General features: G+C 24.3%; 21 protein-coding genes and 1 pseudogene. 12 read left to right on the top strand and 10 right to left on the bottom strand.

All coding sequences use genetic code 4. The features are described 5' to 3' along the window. Positions 1-10: 10 nt before the first annotated feature. Positions 11-922, bottom strand: coding sequence for an IS30 family transposase (locus AAHM78_RS10750; protein ID WP_342253157.1), 912 nt, complete (start codon positions 920-922; stop codon positions 11-13). 58 nt (positions 923-980) lie between these two features. On the opposite strand from AAHM78_RS10750, the gene AAHM78_RS10745 reads away from it, so the two are divergent. Next, positions 981-1,331, top strand: coding sequence for a hypothetical protein (locus tag AAHM78_RS10745; protein ID WP_342253156.1), 351 nt, complete (start codon positions 981-983; stop codon positions 1,329-1,331). Positions 1,332-1,366: 35 nt separating this feature from the next. Here the strand turns inward: AAHM78_RS10745 and AAHM78_RS10740 are convergent, their stop codons facing one another. Further along, positions 1,367-1,558: a hypothetical protein gene (locus AAHM78_RS10740; RefSeq protein ID WP_342253137.1), complete on the bottom strand. Its 192-nt coding sequence runs from the start codon at positions 1,556-1,558 to the stop codon at positions 1,367-1,369. Positions 1,559-1,686: 128 nt separating this feature from the next. On the opposite strand from AAHM78_RS10740, the gene AAHM78_RS10735 reads away from it, so the two are divergent. Continuing rightward, the gene (locus tag AAHM78_RS10735) at positions 1,687-2,007 is read left to right on the top strand and encodes a transposase family protein (RefSeq protein WP_342253107.1); all 321 of its coding nucleotides are present in this window, start codon (positions 1,687-1,689) and stop codon (positions 2,005-2,007) included. 50 nt (positions 2,008-2,057) lie between these two features. After that, on the top strand, positions 2,058-2,432 hold the full coding sequence (locus AAHM78_RS10730; RefSeq protein WP_342254611.1) for a transposase family protein: 375 nt from the start codon (positions 2,058-2,060) through the stop codon (positions 2,430-2,432). Between the two features lie 70 nt (positions 2,433-2,502). Here the strand turns inward: AAHM78_RS10730 and AAHM78_RS10725 are convergent, their stop codons facing one another. From AAHM78_RS10725 to AAHM78_RS10710, 4 genes and pseudogenes are all read right to left on the bottom strand, one after another. Beyond that, complete coding sequence (locus tag AAHM78_RS10725; RefSeq protein ID WP_342253155.1) at positions 2,503-2,829, bottom strand: hypothetical protein; 327 nt, start codon at positions 2,827-2,829, stop codon at positions 2,503-2,505. A gap of 464 nt (positions 2,830-3,293) precedes the next feature. Further along, a pseudogene (locus AAHM78_RS10720) lies at positions 3,294-4,152 on the bottom strand (ISNCY family transposase); the annotation flags it as partial. Between the two features lie 15 nt (positions 4,153-4,167). Continuing rightward, the gene (locus tag AAHM78_RS10715; protein ID WP_342255144.1) at positions 4,168-4,533 is read right to left on the bottom strand and encodes a transposase family protein; all 366 of its coding nucleotides are present in this window, start codon (positions 4,531-4,533) and stop codon (positions 4,168-4,170) included. Positions 4,534-4,592: 59 nt separating this feature from the next. Continuing rightward, positions 4,593-4,985, bottom strand: coding sequence for a transposase family protein (locus AAHM78_RS10710; RefSeq protein WP_342253154.1), 393 nt, complete (start codon positions 4,983-4,985; stop codon positions 4,593-4,595). A 441-nt stretch (positions 4,986-5,426) separates the two neighbouring features. Between AAHM78_RS10710 and AAHM78_RS10705 the strand changes: the two genes are divergently transcribed. From AAHM78_RS10705 to lpdA, 4 genes are read left to right on the top strand one after another with little or no spacing between them, the layout of a single operon-like run. After that, positions 5,427-6,584 (top strand): thiamine pyrophosphate-dependent enzyme, encoded by a 1,158-nt coding sequence (locus AAHM78_RS10705; RefSeq protein ID WP_342253153.1) that lies wholly within the window; start codon positions 5,427-5,429, stop codon positions 6,582-6,584. A gap of 2 nt (positions 6,585-6,586) precedes the next feature. After that, positions 6,587-7,627 carry an alpha-ketoacid dehydrogenase subunit beta gene (locus tag AAHM78_RS10700; RefSeq protein ID WP_342253152.1) on the top strand — a complete coding sequence of 347 codons (1,041 nt, stop codon included), beginning with the start codon at positions 6,587-6,589 and terminating at the stop codon, positions 7,625-7,627. Positions 7,628-7,657: 30 nt separating this feature from the next. Further along, entirely contained in the window at positions 7,658-8,959 is a 1,302-nt protein-coding gene (locus tag AAHM78_RS10695; RefSeq protein WP_252320586.1) for a dihydrolipoamide acetyltransferase family protein, read from the top strand. 16 nt (positions 8,960-8,975) lie between these two features. Beyond that, complete coding sequence (gene lpdA, locus AAHM78_RS10690) at positions 8,976-10,472, top strand: dihydrolipoyl dehydrogenase (RefSeq protein WP_342253151.1); 1,497 nt, start codon at positions 8,976-8,978, stop codon at positions 10,470-10,472. A gap of 166 nt (positions 10,473-10,638) precedes the next feature. On the opposite strand, the gene AAHM78_RS10685 is transcribed toward lpdA, so the two are convergent. The 4 genes from AAHM78_RS10685 to AAHM78_RS10670 form a co-directional block, all read right to left on the bottom strand. After that, on the bottom strand, positions 10,639-11,004 hold the full coding sequence (locus tag AAHM78_RS10685; protein WP_342255143.1) for a transposase family protein: 366 nt from the start codon (positions 11,002-11,004) through the stop codon (positions 10,639-10,641). Between the two features lie 59 nt (positions 11,005-11,063). Further along, entirely contained in the window at positions 11,064-11,456 is a 393-nt protein-coding gene (locus AAHM78_RS10680; RefSeq protein WP_342253150.1) for a transposase family protein, read from the bottom strand. A 123-nt stretch (positions 11,457-11,579) separates the two neighbouring features. Further along, positions 11,580-11,789, bottom strand: coding sequence for a hypothetical protein (locus AAHM78_RS10675; RefSeq protein WP_342253149.1), 210 nt, complete (start codon positions 11,787-11,789; stop codon positions 11,580-11,582). A gap of 182 nt (positions 11,790-11,971) precedes the next feature. Next, complete coding sequence (locus AAHM78_RS10670; RefSeq protein ID WP_342253148.1) at positions 11,972-12,949, bottom strand: hypothetical protein; 978 nt, start codon at positions 12,947-12,949, stop codon at positions 11,972-11,974. A 702-nt stretch (positions 12,950-13,651) separates the two neighbouring features. On the opposite strand from AAHM78_RS10670, the gene AAHM78_RS10665 reads away from it, so the two are divergent. The 5 genes from AAHM78_RS10665 to rpsP all read left to right on the top strand — a co-directional run bounded on the left by AAHM78_RS10665 (position 13,652) and on the right by rpsP (position 17,083). Continuing rightward, the gene (locus AAHM78_RS10665; protein WP_342253147.1) at positions 13,652-14,044 is read left to right on the top strand and encodes a transposase family protein; all 393 of its coding nucleotides are present in this window, start codon (positions 13,652-13,654) and stop codon (positions 14,042-14,044) included. Between the two features lie 215 nt (positions 14,045-14,259). Next, positions 14,260-14,565: a transposase family protein gene (locus tag AAHM78_RS10660; RefSeq protein WP_342253146.1), complete on the top strand. Its 306-nt coding sequence runs from the start codon at positions 14,260-14,262 to the stop codon at positions 14,563-14,565. 59 nt (positions 14,566-14,624) lie between these two features. After that, on the top strand, positions 14,625-15,497 hold the full coding sequence (locus AAHM78_RS10655; protein ID WP_342253145.1) for a hypothetical protein: 873 nt from the start codon (positions 14,625-14,627) through the stop codon (positions 15,495-15,497). A 99-nt stretch (positions 15,498-15,596) separates the two neighbouring features. After that, positions 15,597-16,418: an IS1595 family transposase gene (locus AAHM78_RS10650; RefSeq protein ID WP_342253144.1), complete on the top strand. Its 822-nt coding sequence runs from the start codon at positions 15,597-15,599 to the stop codon at positions 16,416-16,418. A 290-nt stretch (positions 16,419-16,708) separates the two neighbouring features. Then, on the top strand, positions 16,709-17,083 hold the full coding sequence (rpsP, locus tag AAHM78_RS10645; protein WP_342253143.1) for a 30S ribosomal protein S16: 375 nt from the start codon (positions 16,709-16,711) through the stop codon (positions 17,081-17,083). Positions 17,084-17,217: the final 134 nt, after the last annotated feature.

The following is a 17,217-nucleotide window of genomic DNA, read 5'->3' as shown; positions in this document are numbered from 1 at the left end:
AATCCCAAAATTAAATAAAATAAAATTTTAGGCCAGGTTGATGATTTTTTTTATTTCATCAAGAGTTTTTTTGAAAATTAAAAGATAGATCTGTAGATTTTGGTAAATATCTTCTTAAAATACCATTATTATTTTCATTTAAACCCCTTTGGCAAGGTTTACCAGGATCTGCAAAATAAATTTTGACATTACAAATTTTTTCGATTAATCTTCATTTACTAAATTCTTTACCACGATCAAAAGTAATGGTTTTAACTTTTCCTTTTTGTAACTTTGAAATAAATTTTATTATACTTTTCGTAATATTTTCTGATTTATGATTTTTAGTTACTAAAGGAATTGTGGTTTTTGATCATATATCAGCCAAAGTAATAATAGAACTTTTATGATCTTTGCCAATGATAGTATCACCTTCTAAATGACCAAATTCTTGTATATTTTTAATATTAGGAATGATTAAATTTCTTTCATGAATAGACTTACAATTATTAATTTTGCCCCCAGTTTCTTTTTGTTTGTGAGATTTATTTTTGCCTTTTCTCAATAAGTTATTTTCATCAAAACCCATTCGATTTGTTTTAAACATGTTATATAAAGTTTTTGTTGAAATACTTTTTATTTTATTTTCCTTTAAAAAGTTAGCAATTATATCAAGAGCATACTTTTTAGTAATTAACAAATGATTAATACTATTAATTTCTGTTAAAGTTAAAATTATTAATTTTCTGCCTGCATTTTGTTTATTTTTTTGAAATTGATTCAATATTTCTAATGGCAATAAGTTTTTATTTAATAATCTACAAACTCTATGTACAGTTGATTTACTATAATCAACAATTTTTGCTATTTTACGAATCGAAAATCCATAATTTTTATATTCTTTTATTGCTATTATTGATTCAATACTCAGATACTTATACATTGCGCTAATTCCTTTCTTTTCTTAATTATAGAACTAACACAATTTAATTTTTATATAAGTGTCCTTTTTAATTTTACAATTAAAGAATTATAAACAAAAAAACAAAGTTAAAAGAATACTTTCTTCAAATGATTTTAGTCAAATCATAAGAACGAAAAAAGAATTAAAAATAAAACTAAGAAAATATTTTAAAGAAATATTTATTAGAGATGTTGATATAAATTTATTTAAAAAATTTCTAAAATCAGAAAGTGGAGTTAATAAAAAACCAACAAAAATTGCCTGAAATTTTTTTATAATTTTGACAAGTTCAATATTAATAAATAAATCCGAAGGAAGAGTTTCTGAAGCAATTAAAAGTATTAAAAATACTTTTGATGAAATAAAAAAAATCATCAACCTGGCCTAAAATTTGATTTTATTTAATTTTGGGATTTATTTTTTTTACAAACTGAAATATAATGCTTCAGATTTTGCATAAGGTGATATTTTATAATGTTGGTATTTAAATTTTCATAAATTGAGGTAATTTTGAATATTGGTAAATCCAATGCCATGATAATGAGTAATAAATTCTTTTAAACTGGATTGTATTTTACTGATATTACTTAAATTTTTATAATAGACTTGGTGCAAAACCTTTAATTTTAACAATTTAACGATTATTATTAATATTAAAGGTGATAGTTATTATGTTGAAAAAATATAAAGATGATCAATAATTTTATAGTTTAGTCGGCATAAAGCCACAAACGTTTTATAAAATGCTTGAAATTTTAAAAATTGCTGAGTCTAAACAAAAATATTATGGTGGTAGAAAAAATAAAATTGTAATTGAAGAGCGTTTATTAATGACTTTAGAATATTGAAAAGACTATAGTAGTTATAGAGTTATTGCAAAAAGATATAATATTAGTCATACTAGTTGCATTCGTAATATTTTTTGAATTGAAAATATTTTAATAAAAAGCGGAATTTTTAATTTACCTGGAAAAAAAGATTTAACAAAAAATAAAGGTACTAATAATAATTTGTTAGCTATTGATGCTACTGAAACTCCAATTGAAAGAATTAAAAAAAACTAAAATTACTTTTTTCAGGTAAAAAGAAACATCATTCTCTCAAATCCCAAATAATTATTGATATTTCCAATGGAAAAATTATTTCAACCGCTTTTTGTTTTGGAAGCATTCATGATTTTAAATTGCTTCTAAAATCTAAAACTTTTATTCATCCAGAAAAACAAGTTTTTGTTGATTCAGGTTATCAAGGTATACAAAATATTCATAAAAATACATTTTTGCCATTTAAAAAAAGTAAATACAATCAATTAACACCAATTCAAAAAGAATACAATAAAACTTTAAGTAAAATTAGAATTAAAATTGAACACGTATTTGCTAAACTAAAACGTTTTAAAATTTTAAGTTTAAAATATCGCAATAAAATACGAAGATTTGCATTAAGATTTAATTTAATAGCAGGAATATATAATTTTGAATTACCTTAGTTTTGCACCAAGTCTATTATAGAACTAACACAATTTAATTTTTATATAAGTGTACTTTTTAATTTTACAATTAAAGATTTTTAAAAATATAATAACCATTATATCGTTCATAAAATTCACAAGATATTAATTCATTTTCATTTCTAGTAATATTTGGAATATTTTTAATATATTTTAAAATATCACTACCTTTAACACTTTCAATATCTTTTGTTATTGATTTTTTACCTAATTTATAATAAAAATCTTCAATTATTTTTAATGCTATTTTTTTATTTTTTTCATCAATAATAGTATCTTTAATTGGAAATCATGTTTCATATTCACCAATTTCTAATAACATACCTTTAGTTGTTTCTTTAATTTTATTTTTAATATCTAAATTAACATTAATCATTACAAATCCTTTCTATGTATAAGCCTTATCACCTACAGTGATAAAAGGCTTATATACTACTAACTACTTACTATACGTAAGGCTTATGCTACTGTAAGTAGCATAAGCCTTGGAGGGTAGGGGTTCTAGGGGAAGGGAACCAAAAAATATCCAGTTGTAAAAGAGCAACACAAAAATTACTATTTGCAAATTCCTATACAATAGCTTTTATAATTTTTATTAAATTTGGAATAATTAATTACTTTAATAAAGTATAGGTTTAATAAAATAATTAATTATAATTGTTTAACAATTAAAAAATGAGAGTATTATCTCTCATTTAACTTCTTTTTAAATCTAACCATTAACTTTATACGCCCTTTAAAGTTGTCTTTTATTTAAAGAAAATTAAATTATAACTATTAACTTTACTCACCCATACAATTATTTTAAAAAACTGTCCCATTTATATTTACAACTCAGGCTTTTAATTCATACATTTGATTATTATAACTAAGATATAAGTCATTAATAAATGATTTAAGTACAATTACATCAGTTATAGGCTGTATATATTGAATTTTGTTATTTTTATAAGGAAAATATTTTTTTACCATAATATGTTATAGTTGAACCACTATCTGTTTTTCTTTTAGAAAATCTTGAAAGATAAATATTTATTTCTTCTTGTGTAGGAGCTTTAACCATAGCAGATTTATTATCATCAATAGGAAAGTCAAACTGTTTATTAAAAACGTTTATGTACATTTTAAGAAATTGATTAGCTTCATCTAATGTTTTAATTTTATTAAGTCGTAATTCACTAATTAATCGACTTTGAAGTGTTCCAAATAAACGTTCAATTCTACCTTTGGCTTGTGGAATTGAAGTTCTCATTATTTCAACGCCCAAATCATTACAGCATTTTTGGAATTGAGTATAAGTGTCATTTTCTGTGTTTATTTTACCTGAATCAATTTTTTTCTTATATCCAAAAACTGTTCTATTATCAGTATAAAATATTTTTGGTATTCCATAATTAGTTAAAATTTGATAAAAAACATTATAATAACCATCTAATGTTTCTTGATTATCAAATCATAGTCCGACAATGCTTCCTGTAGCATCATCAATTGCAGCATGTAAAAATGCTTTTGGTTTATCGTTACTAAATCAATGATGATTACTGGCATCCATTTGAATTAATTCACCAAAATTTGTTCTACGATTTCTTGTAGGATGTAAAATATTTTTCTTATTCTTATGTCTTTTGGGTGAAATTATTTTTTCTTTAATTAATATAGTATAAAGAGTGCTATATAAAATTTTAATTTTTTCTTCATTAGACTTGGTGCAAAACTAAGGTAATTCAAAATTATATATTCCTGCTATTAAATTAAATCTTAATGCAAATCTTCGTATTTTATTGCGATATTTTAAACTTAAAATTTTAAAACGTTTTAGTTTAGCAAATACGTGTTCAATTTTAATTCTAATTTTACTTAAAGTTTTATTGTATTCTTTTTGAATTGGTGTTAATTTATTGTATTTACTTTTTTTAAATGGCAAAAATGTATTTTTATGAATATTTTGTATACCTTGATAACCTGAATCAACAAAAACTTGTTTTTCTGGATGAATAAAAGTTTTAGATTTTAGAAGCAATTTAAAATCATGAATGCTTCCAAAACAAAAAGCAGTTGAAATAATTTTTCCATTGGAAATATCAATAATTATTTGGGATTTGAGAGAATGATGTTTCTTTTTACCTGAAAAAAGTAATTTTAGTTTTTTTTAATTCTTTCAATTGGAGTTTCAGTAGCATCAATAGCTAACAAATTATTATTAGTACCTTTATTTTTTGTTAAATCTTTTTTTCCAGGTAAATTAAAAATTCCGCTTTTTATTAAAATATTTTCAATTCAAAAAATATTACGAATGCAACTAGTATGACTAATATTATATATTTTTGCAATCACTCTATAACTACTATAGTCTTTTCAATATTCTAAAGTCATTAATAAACGCTCTTCAATTACAATTTTATTTTTTCTACCACTATAATATTTTTGTTTAGACTCAGCAATTTTTAAAATTTCAAGCATTTTATAAAATGTTTGTGGCTTTATGCCGACTAAACTATAAAATTCTTGATCATCTTTATATTTTTTCAACATAATAACTATCACCTTTAATATTAATAATAATCGTTAAATTGTTAAAATTAAAGGTTTTGCACCAAGTCTATTAAATAAAAATATTTTTATTGTATATTTATTATCTTGATAATGTTTTATGATTATAAATTTTATTATAAAGTCCTAATTTTATTAGGACTTTATGTTGTAAAAAATAAATAAACAATGATATTATGATTTAAATTATTTTTTCTGTTTTGTTTATTGTTAGAATATATTTTTCATTTTTACATGATAATAGGAAATAAAAAAAATAGTATATTAATAAAACCGGAGATAAATTAATATTTTAGTACAAATTATCTCGAACCAACAATTATTAGTAGTATAATGAAAAGGTATGTTCATTCATTATTTTAAAAATTAGTATAATTAAAAGTGTAACTGCAATTAACTAAAATATTTAGGAGGAAAATTTAAATGTGAGTTGAGAAATTTGATAATTCCCAAAAAGAAATTTTTCAAATATTAAATGAAAAAGGAGTAATTAATCCTAATTTTGTTGATTATTTAAAAAAATTTGATAGTAAGGTTTTATTAAAAGCATATGAAAACATGTGTTTTTCACGAATACAAGAACAAATGCAAATGGAATTAAACTATGAAAAAGATGAAAAAGGACAAGTTAAATTAGTAAATGGAATTCCAAAAGTAATCGGAAAAGTTATTAACTTTTTATCTTCAAAAGGTCAAGAAGGTGTTGAAGTTGCTTATGCTAGTTGCTTACGTCCAGGTATTGATTGATTAGTACCAGCTTATCGTAATAATGCAGCATGAATTACTGCTGGATATCCGGTTGAAAAAGTAATTCAATATTGATTAGGAAATGAAATGGGAAGTCAAATGCCGAAAGGTGTTAATATTTTACCAGTTAATATTCCAATTGCTACTCAATATTCACATGCAACAGGTATTGCTTTTGCTGAAAAATATAAAAAAGATAAAGGAATTGTTATTACTACGATTGGTGATGGTGGTACTTCTGAAGGTGAGTTTTCTGAAGCAATTAATTTTGCTGCTATCCATAAATTAGCTGTTGTTTTCTTTGTTGAAAATAATCAGTGATCATTAGATACACCAACTGCTAAAGCAACAATGAGTCCAACTTTTGCACAAAAAGGAACAGCATTTGGTGTACCTAATATTCGTGTTGATGGTAATGATTTTTTTGCTGTTTATTATGCTACACAAGAAGCAATTGAAAGAGCAAAAAAAGGTAATGGTCCTTCATTAATTGAAGCTGTTACTTATCGTCAAAATGCGCATTCTGCTTTTGATATTAAAAAAGATTATTTTTCTGCTGAAGATTATAAAATTGAACAAGAATGATTAAAAAAAGATCCAATCGATCGTATTAGAGAATATTTAAAATCAATTAAACTTTGAGATGACAACAAACAAGCAGAATTAGATAAACAAATTACTAAAAAGGTTAATGATGCAATTACTTGAGCATTAAAAAATGAAAGTGTTTCAATTGATGAAATATTTGATTATACATATGAAAAATTAACACCACCATTAATAGAACAAAAAGCAGAAGCAAAAGCTTTCTTCAATGAAGGAGAGAAAAAATAATTATGAAAAGAAATAATGTGCAAGCTATTACTTTAGCCTTAGAATTAGCAATGAAAAAAAATCCTAATGTTGTTGTTTATGGTGAAGATGCCGGTAATGTTGGTGGTGTTTTTCGAGCAACTAAAGGTTTACAAGCAAAATTTGGCGTTAATCGTTGTTTTGATGCACCAATTGCTGAAGCAGTTATTGCTGGTAGTGCCGTTGGAATGGCAATTAATGGTTTAAATCCAATTATTGAAATGCAATTTTCAGGATTTGCTTTCCCTGCTTTTCAACAATTGTTATGTCATGCTGCACGAATGAGAAATCGTTCTCGTGGTAGATTCACTTGTCCAATGGTAGTACGTATGCCTTCATATGATTGAAATAATGGTAATAATGGTGCTTTGGAGCATCATTCAGAAGCAATTGAAGCTTTATTTTGTCATATTCCAGGTTTAAAAGTAGTTATGACTTCAAAACCTAATGATACTAAAAAATTATTATTGGCAGCAATTGAAAGTCCAGATCCTGTTATTGTTTTAGAATGTTTAGGAACTTATTTCAATAGTTATACTAGCAATAATTATACATATGATATTAGAGAAGAAGTTAGTGATGCTTATGAAGTGGCTGTTCTTGGTAAAGCTAAAGTTCTTAAAGAATATAAGGCTGAAGAAAAACCTGATTTAACGATTGTAACTTATGGTTCAAAAGTTTATGATTGTGAAGCTGCTGTTAAAATTTTAGAAGAAAAAGAAAATTTTAAAATTGAATTAATTGATTTACAAACATTAAAACCATGAGATGAAGAAACAGTTGTTAATTCTGTTAAAAAAACAGGAAGATTATTAGTTGTTTCAGAAGCGGTTCGTTCATTTTCAGTTGCCTCAGAAATTATTACCGTTGTTAATGAAAAGTGTTTTGAATATTTAGAATGTCCTCCAACAAGATTAACGGGTTATGATATTACTGTTCCACTGTCTAAAGGTGAAAAATGATTTATAGTTAGTCCAGATAAAATTATGGAAAAAGTTAAACTAATGATGAATTATCCAGTTTAGTTAGTTGTTTAAAGAAAGGAAAGTGAAAAGATGGAATTGAAGTTTAAAGATATGGATGGAATCGATGAAGTTACTGTAACTCAAATTCATGTTAAAGTTGGAGATAATGTAAAAAAAGGTGATAATGTTGTTGATATCGAAGCAGATAAAGCTTCAGATAGTATTAAAGCCGAAGCAGATGGTAAAGTTTCTAAGATTCTTGTTAAAGAAGGAGATAGTATTAAGTCAGGTGCTGTTATTGTTGAGTTTGGTGGGACAATTAGTGATAATAAAAGTCCTTCATCAACAAATTCTTCACCAAAATCTGAATCAGTTGCTAGTACATCTACAGTATCACCAGTTGAATTACCAAAACAAAATGTGCAACCTATTCAACAAACGGGTAAAGTATTAGCAACACCATTAGCACGTAGAATGGCTCGTGACTTAGGTGTTGATATGGGAACAATTAAAGGAACTGGTCCTCGTGGTAGAATTTTAAAAGATGATTTATTAAATGCCAAGAATGGTGGTACAACAACTAGTGCTACTGCATCAACAACACCTATTAATTCAATATCTTCAGTTTCTGCTACAACTATTAGTTCACAAGGTATTAATGTTACTAAAATCGAAAGTTTTGGTAATGTTGAACATTTACCATTATCAGGAATTCGTAAGGCTGTTGCTAATCAAATGTCATTATCAGTTTATACAGCACCACATGTTAGTTTAATGATTAATGTTGATGCTGAAAACTTAGTACAATTACGTGCAACTTTAAAAGAACCAGCGGAAAAAGATCCAGATGGTAGTGCTAAATTAACATTTATGCCATTCTTTGTAAAGGCTGTTGCTAAAGCGTTAAAAGAAGAACGATTTAAATTACTTAATTCAACTTTGAACATGGCTAATAATGAAATTCTTGTTAAAAAATATTATAACATTGGTATGGCAGCTGATACTGAAAAGGGTTTAGTAGTTCCTGTTATTAAAAATGCTGATCAACTTTCATTATTTGAAATAGCAAGACAAGTTAATTCATTGGGTGATAAAGCTCGTAAGGGGCTATTAAAAGGTGATGAAATGCAAGGTGGATCATTTACTATTACTAATTTTGGTTCAGCAGGAATTGAAATGGGAACACCAGTTATTAATTATCCAGAAGTAGCAATTCTGGGTCTAGGAATGATGCAAAAAAAACTAATTATTGCTGATGGTAAAATTGTTGAACATAAGTTCTTTCCATTATCACTTTCAATTGATCATCGTGTTATTGATGGTGCACCTGCTGGTTATTTCCTTTCTCGACTTAAAGAGTTATTAGAAAATCCAACATTAATTTTAGCTTAAGGAGAAAATGTAAAAGATGTCTAACTATGATTTTGATTTAATAATTATCGGAGCGGGTCCTGGTGGTTATGTAACAGCGGCTCGAGCAGCAAAGATGGGTTTAAAAACTGCAATTGTTGAAAAAGATAACTGAGGTGGAGTCTGTTTAAATGTTGGATGTATTCCTACTAAGACGTTACTAAAGGGCGCAAAAGTTTTTCATTATATTGAAAATGCTGATAAATATGGTGTTGCTATTAAAGATAAAAAAAATATTGAAATTAATTGAAAAGTAATGCAAGATCGTAAAGCTGGTGTTGTTAAAGGTTTAACTGGTGGTGTTGGCTTTTTAATGAAATCTAATAAAGTTGAACAATTATTAGGAACTGGAAGTGCTATTGATAAAAATACGATTTTAGTGAAAGCTAAAGACGGTAAAGAAAAGAAATATACTACTAAATATATGATAATTGCTACCGGTTCAAAAGTAAAAATGTTTGATAATCCTAATGGTCCACAAGGTTTAAGTGAAAAAGATTTAAAAACAAACCAAACATTATTAACTTCGACTGAAATTCTTTCTTTAAAAGAAGTTCCAAAAATACTAACTATTATTGGTGGTGGTGTTATTGGAATTGAGTTTGCTTGTTTATTTAGTACACTTGGTACTAAAGTTACTATTATTGAATATTTAGATCGTATTTTAGCATTACTAGATGAAGATATTAGTACAACTTTAACTAAAATTCTTGAAAAAAATGGTGTTAATATTATTACTGGTCATAGTGTTAATGAATTAAAGGATAAAACTTTAACTTATTATGCTGCAACCGATAAAGAACATAAAAAACCATTAACAGTAACTAGCGACTATTGTTTATTAAGTACTGGAAGAACGCCAATTACTGAAGGTTTTACTAATTTGGGAATTCAAATTAAGCCTAATCAAGCATTTGCCGTAAATAATAAATTGGAAGTTTTAGATGCTAACAATAATGTTATTGATAATATATATGTAATTGGAGATGCTAATGGTCAAAGAATGCTTGCTCACGTTGCGTCAAAACAAGGATTAGCAGCACTTAATAATATTTTAGTTAAAGAAGGTAGAACGGATGCTGATAATCAGCCATTGAAAGAGCAAGAAGTAGATTATAATAAAATGCCTAGTTGTATTTATTCATTCCCTGAAGTGGCAAGTGTTGGTTTAACTGAAACTGAATGTAAATCTTTAGGTAAAGAATATTTGATGAAGAAAATACCATTTACTATTAATGGTAAGGCATTGGCTGATGGTGAGACTGATGGTTTTGTTAAAATAATTATTGATAAAAAATATGGAGAAATCCTAGGTGCTCATATTTTATGTTCAACGGCTACTGATATAATTGCTGAAATTGTTAATATTATGCAAACGGAAGGTACTATTTTTGAATTAGCCTCTTCTTGTCATCCACATCCAACAATGTCAGAAGTAGTTATGGATGTTGCACAAGATTTAGAATTAGAATGATACAAAGTTAATAAAAAATAGAAAATAATAAAAATGTACCTAAAAATTTTTAGGTACATTTTTATTGTAAAATTAATATAATATTGATTAAAAAGTATTGCTTCTTCTTTTTTTATCAAAAAAATAATTAGTGGTATTACTGTTAATTTCTTTTTGTAAATATTTATTTCATAGACTTGGTGCAAAACTAAGGTAATTCAAAATTATATATTCCTGCTATTAAATTAAATCTTAATGCAAATCTTCGTATTTTATTGCGATATTTTAAACTTAAAATTTTAAAACGTTTTAGTTTAGCAAATACGTGTTCAATTTTAATTCTAATTTTACTTAAAGTTTTATTGCATTCTTTTTGAATTGGTGTTAATTGATTGTATTTACTTTTTTTAAATGGCAAAAATGTATTTTTATGAATATTTTGTATACCTTGATAACCTGAATCAACAAACACTTGTTTTTCTGGATGAATAAAAGTTTTAGATTTTAGAAGCAATTTAAAATCATGAATGCTTCCAAAACAAAAAGCAGTTGAAATAATTTTTCCATTGGAAATATCAATAATTATTTGGGATTTGAGAGAATGATGTTTCTTTTTACCTGAAAAAAGTAATTTTAGTTTTTTTTAATTCTTTCAATTGGAGTTTCAGTAGCATCAATAGCTAACAAATTATTATTAGTACCTTTATTTTTTGTTAAATCTTTTTTTCCAGGTAAATTAAAAATTCCGCTTTTTATTAAAATATTTTCAATTCAAAAAATATTACGAATGCAACTATTATGACTAATATTATATCTTTTTGCAATAACTCTATAACTACTATAGTCTTTTCAATATTCTAAAGTCATTAATAAACGCTCTTCAATTACAATTTTATTTTTTCTACCACCATAATATTTTTGTTTAGACTCAGCAATTTTTAAAATTTCAAGCATTTTATAAAATGTTTGTGGCTTTATGCCGACTAAACTATAAAATTCTTGATCATCTTTATATTTTTTCAACATAATAACTATCACCTTTAATATTAATAATAATCGTTAAATTGTTAAAATTAAAGGTTTTGCACCAAGTCTCATGTAGTTATTTGTTCAAATTGTATATTTTCTAAATTTTCATTACATAAATTATTATTTTCTGACGTTCTTTTTTTTAAATAGTGTTTGAAATGTTTTTACTTCATTTTGTTGCATTTCTGTTTTATCTTTATCTTCTAATAATTTGCATATAATAGTATTTTTTTCTGTTCGGCATTTAATAAAAATATTTTCTTTACATTTTACTGCTTGTTCTCAATTTTTATCTTTTTCAATATCAAAATCATATTTATTTGTTGACATTTTATTATTGTTCCTTTCGAGATAAAAAATGTTAATTATGTCACTTTGGATAAAAAACCAATAGTAGTGACAAGTTAATTTTATAATGATATTTAAAAATATTTATATATGATCTATAAATAAAAAAAGTGTAAAAAAATTACTTTAATTTTCTAAGTAAAAAATTAAAGTAATCATTATTTTTAAATAACCTTATTAATTTGATTTTTGGTTTTATATTCAATAAATATTTTTTGAAAAAGAGGATCTGTTAAAACATTATTTAATACTAGTTGTTCATATGTTTCATAGTTGTGATTTCTTTGCACATAATATGTTTCATAAGCAAATAAGTGCATAATCATATTACCAATGGTAGGATTACTTTCTTTATTATTTTTTCAAAGTATTTCTTGTAGTTTAATACCGTGTTTTTTAAATAACATATTCATTGAATGTTTTATTTTATGTGGTCTAGTTAATATTAATTTTTCAATAGCACTACTAATATTAAGACCATTCGCAAATATATCATCTAAACTATGAATAAAATTTCTCAATTGAATTAATTCGAGATCTTCAAATAATTGTTCATTATCTTGCAAATTTTTTTTCATTAATAACATTTTAACATGACTATCATTTTGTTCAATATAAATAGGAATTTTAATCATATTAGTGAAACTTCTAATGATTGGAATTAATTCTTGTTTAAATTGATAGCCTAAATGGTAGTGAATTATAAAAAATAATAATAAAAGATTTTCATATATTTTATTTAAATTCAAAAAGGTAAGTGATTTTTTATGTTCATCTATTGTTTTAATAAATGACTGATGGAATTGAGTGATAATATTAATAATATCTTGTGAAGTATTTTCCAAACATACGTTTTTAAAATTGGTAAGTATAGTTTTTTTATATATAAGATTTGCATTATTAAATTCTTTTAAAGCATTTTTATAATAATCTGTTGTGAATGTTTCTGAAAGTTCTTTTTGTAAACTATTAATTTTTTCTTCATCACAAAGAATAACTGCATCTTGATAGTTTAAAAATAAAACAATTCAATTTATACACATTTTTTTTTGATCAACAGTTAAATTTGTATCAACGAAACATTGGAATAAAGCACCTCCAGTTTCAATGATACACTCATCAGCTGTTTTGTTAATTAACATTATTTGGCACCTAACTTTCTTTTTTGTAGTTTTAATAATTTAATTAAAAAGTGTTTTAAGGTCAACTATCTTCTTTAATATTCTATCATTATAAATGACTTTTTTAAATTTTAGTAAAAATTACCAATTTTAATAATTTTTTAAATAAGTTAAAAAATATTATTAACTTTAAATTCTAAAATGTTATTTTTAAAATTATTTAATGATTTTAAAGTAGGTTACTATTATTATATTTATATAACATCAACATATACTTTAAAATTGAAGTAATGCTCATATGTTATCTCAAATTCTTTATACAAGGGAGTCTAATAATTTTTAAATAAGTATAATTTGTTATGCAAGTTTTTTATAAACTTTTATATTTTTTCTAATTTTTTAAATATTAATTTTATAATCAAAAACTTAGTTAAACACTTATGGGACAAGATGTGATAGTGTGAATCTTGTATTCTTATTCTAACACATAATATTTGAAACTTCTTCTTTTTGGAAATTATTATTAATTGTAATAAAAAAACTTTAGTATTAGCGATAATTATTAATTAAAAGCATTTTTTACTATAAATTAATTATAAAATAGATTATTAAAATTATAGTATTTTGACTTTAATAAGAGTAAAAAAACTAATTAGACTTGGTGCAAAACCTTTAATTTTAACAATTTAACGATTATTATTAATATTAAAGGTGATAGTTATTATGTTGAAAAAATATAAAGATGATCAAGAATTTTATAGTTTAGTCGGCATAAAGCCACAAACATTTTATAAAATGCTTGAAATTTTAAAAATTGCTGAGTCTAAACAAAAATATTATAGTGGTAGAAAAAATAAAATTGTAATTGAAGAGCGTTTATTAATGACTTTAGAATATTGAAAAGACTATAGTAGTTATAGAGTTATTGCAAAAAGATATAATATTATTCATACTAGTTGCATTCGTAATATTTTTTGAATTGAAAATATTTTAATAAAAAGCGGAATTTTTAATTTACCTGGAAAAAAAGATTTAACAAAAAATAAAGGTACTAATAATAATTTGTTAGCTATTGATGCTACTGAAACTCCAATTGAAAGAATTAAAAAAAACTAAAATTACTTTTTTCAGGTAAAAAGAAACATCATTCTCTCAAATCCCAAATAATTATTGATATTTCCAATGGAAAAATTATTTCAACTGCTTTTTGTTTTGGAAGAATTCATGATTTTAAATTGCTTCTAAAATCTAAAACTTTTATTCATCCAGAAAAACAAGTTTTTGTTTATTAAGGTTATCAAGGTATACAAAATATTCATAAAAATACATTTTTGCCATTTAACAAAAGTCAATACAATCAATTAACACCAATTCAAAAAGAATACAATAAAACTTTAAGTAAAATTAGAATTAAAATTGAACACGTATTTGCTAAACTAAAACGTTTTAAAATTTTAAGTTTAAAATATCGCAATAAAATACGAAGATTTGCATTAAGATTTAATTTAATAGCAGGAATATATAATTTTGAATTACCTTGGTTTTGCACCAAGTCTATTTTATGAAAAATAAATAAATTTTGTAAAACAAAAAATAATATGTACAATATAATTATTAAGTTTAATATAAGTTTTTAACCCATTGCTTTTTTTAAGTAAATGGGTTTATTAATAAAAAAAATAAGAGGTAAAGAAGAATGGTAAATGATTTAGTTAATATAAATAAGTTTATAAAAAGTTTAAATACAAATAATATTAATAGTATAGATTTGATGCAACAATATTATTATCATGAAATAAGAAAAAATATAGAAATATATAATGAATTAATTGAAAAATTAGACAATATTTTTTCATTATTTAATATAACTATAGAGCAAGAACAAAAATATAACAATTTTTTTATTTTTTTAAAAGAAGAAATAATAAAAACTAAGAAAAAATATCAGGAAAATTATAAATATGAAATAGAACAAATTGCCAAAATTTTAGATCAAAATCAACAGACTATTGATAATTATTTAGTAGTCAATAATAAATATAGTATTATTATTGCAAGTTTAAATAATAAAAAAATTACTAAATGAAAAAATATTTTTTTAAAAATTATTACTTTTGGTTTTTGAGATTGAAATAAAAAAATAACAGTTCAACAAGAAGAATTAAAAAATTATAAAATTAATAATGAAGAATTGATAAAAGGGAAAGAATTAGAAAATGAAAAACTAAAACAAGAAAAAACTACTATTTTGATTGAAAAACTAAAGAAAAATATGTTTGAAATAACTAGTGTTCTTGCAGAAGTTGACATTTTAGAAGAAGAATTTAAAAAAATGCTCAGTGAAAAAACTAATAATGAACCTGAATGTGAAATTGCAGAGGAAGCAATTGAAGTACTAAGTAAAAAAAGAAGTTCATTTTGTTCACAAGATAGTGGTTTTGATTCAAATGCAAGTAGCGATAGTGAAGAATCTTCTTATCCAGAAAAATTAAATCCATTTATTAATGATGATGACGTAAGTTCTCAATCAACCACTATTTTTAGTAAACCAATTTTGCCAAAAATGTAAATAGATAAATATAATTATTAAAATAATTGTTAATTTTAATAATTAAATATTAATAAATAAATTACGGACTTCTCCCCACATGTACTTGTGGAGGAAACAATGAAATTGAATGAGTTCAACAATATATTTCAAACAGAAAAAGATTGTTTGAAATATATAGCAAGTTTGAATGAAAACAAATGTATGAGGTGTTCTTGAACAAATTTGAATACTTCTGATTTAAGAAGAATAAGATGTTTGAAATGTCATCAAACATTTAGTATTCTTCATGACACCATTTTTTACAAGTCACAAACACCTTTGACATCTTGGTTTTATCTCATCTTTAGATGAATAAACACCAAACATTGAATTCCATCAACTGATGTTGCAAAAGAATTGGGAGTAACTTTGAAAACTGCTTGAAGAATGGGTCATAAAATCCGAAGTGCAATTGCAAAACAAGAACCTCAATTCATTGTTGAGGGCATAGTGCAAATGGATGAAATGTATCTTTCACATATGGGTTTTAAAAAACAAGGAAGATCATTAAAAAATAAAACTTTGATTGTTGGGATTTATGAAAAAACAACCAATAATTTAATTGTGAAAGTGTTGAAAAATGCAAATCAAAAAAATCTTTTGCAATTTGCAAGAAACCACATTTCTTCAAAGTGTGATGTACATACTGATTCTTGAAAAGGATATCGCCATTTTAAATCAGTTTTCACTAAGCATGAAACAGTTAACCATCAAGATGGCTATGTTTCAAAAACTGGTGTAAACATAAACCAGATTGAATCGGCATGAAAGCACATCAGACGAACATTTAAAACACATATCAAAGTTGAAAAACATCATGTTCATTTATACGCAAAAGAATCGGCATATAAATTCAACAATATACCTAGTTTTGAAACTGTAATTTTGTGTTTGATTTAAATACATGCGGGGATAATTTCCTAGGTAGGCTTTTATCTCCATTTATGTGATAAAATTTAAAAATAGTACATAAATGGAGAAAAGCCATAAATTATTTAAATACTTACATCAGTAAGTGTTTTTAATAGAAAAACTTATTTATTTAGAAAAAATATGTAACTTAGTAAAAATAAAGAAATTATTATTTTAAAATCTTTTTATCTGTTAAGAATTTTAACTTGACATCATTATGTGAATAAGATATTATTAAAAAGGTTTATTTGCCACAAATTAATAGAAGGAGGTAATTTATGGTTAAATTACGCTTAATACCAACAGGAAAAAGTAAATCAGTGCAACCTAGTTACAGAATTGTTGCGATTGATGCAAGAACAAAACTTAATGGTAGATATATTGATAAATTAGGTACTTATAATCCAACAAACAAAGAAAAACAAGTAACTATCGATGAAGTAAAAGTATTAAAATTTTTATCAAATGGTGCTCAACCAACAGAAACTGTTCGTAGTTTATTATCAGCAGAAGGAATTATGACTAAATTTCATAATTTAAGACAAGAGAGAAAAAGTAGCAAACCTAAAAAAATAACAAAAAAAGTTACTGTAAAAAATAAAAAAACCGCTACTACTGATTCTATTAAAAAAGAAGAAGCACCCGATACTTAATATTAAAATATGCTACAAGTGATTAATTAATATGTATGTAACATTGTTAGAACGTTTAATTGAACCAATTTTACTTGATAAAATTTGTGAAGTTGAGATTCGCGAATTAGTAGAAAAAAACCACTATGATTTAA

The sequence above is a fragment of the Spiroplasma endosymbiont of Zeiraphera isertana genome, from assembly GCF_964030805.1.
Lineage (GTDB): Bacteria > Bacillota_I > Bacilli_A > Mycoplasmatales > VBWQ01 > Spiroplasma_E.
Note: the sequence above shows the minus strand (reverse complement) of the source record. Positions and strands in the feature narration are given on the sequence as shown.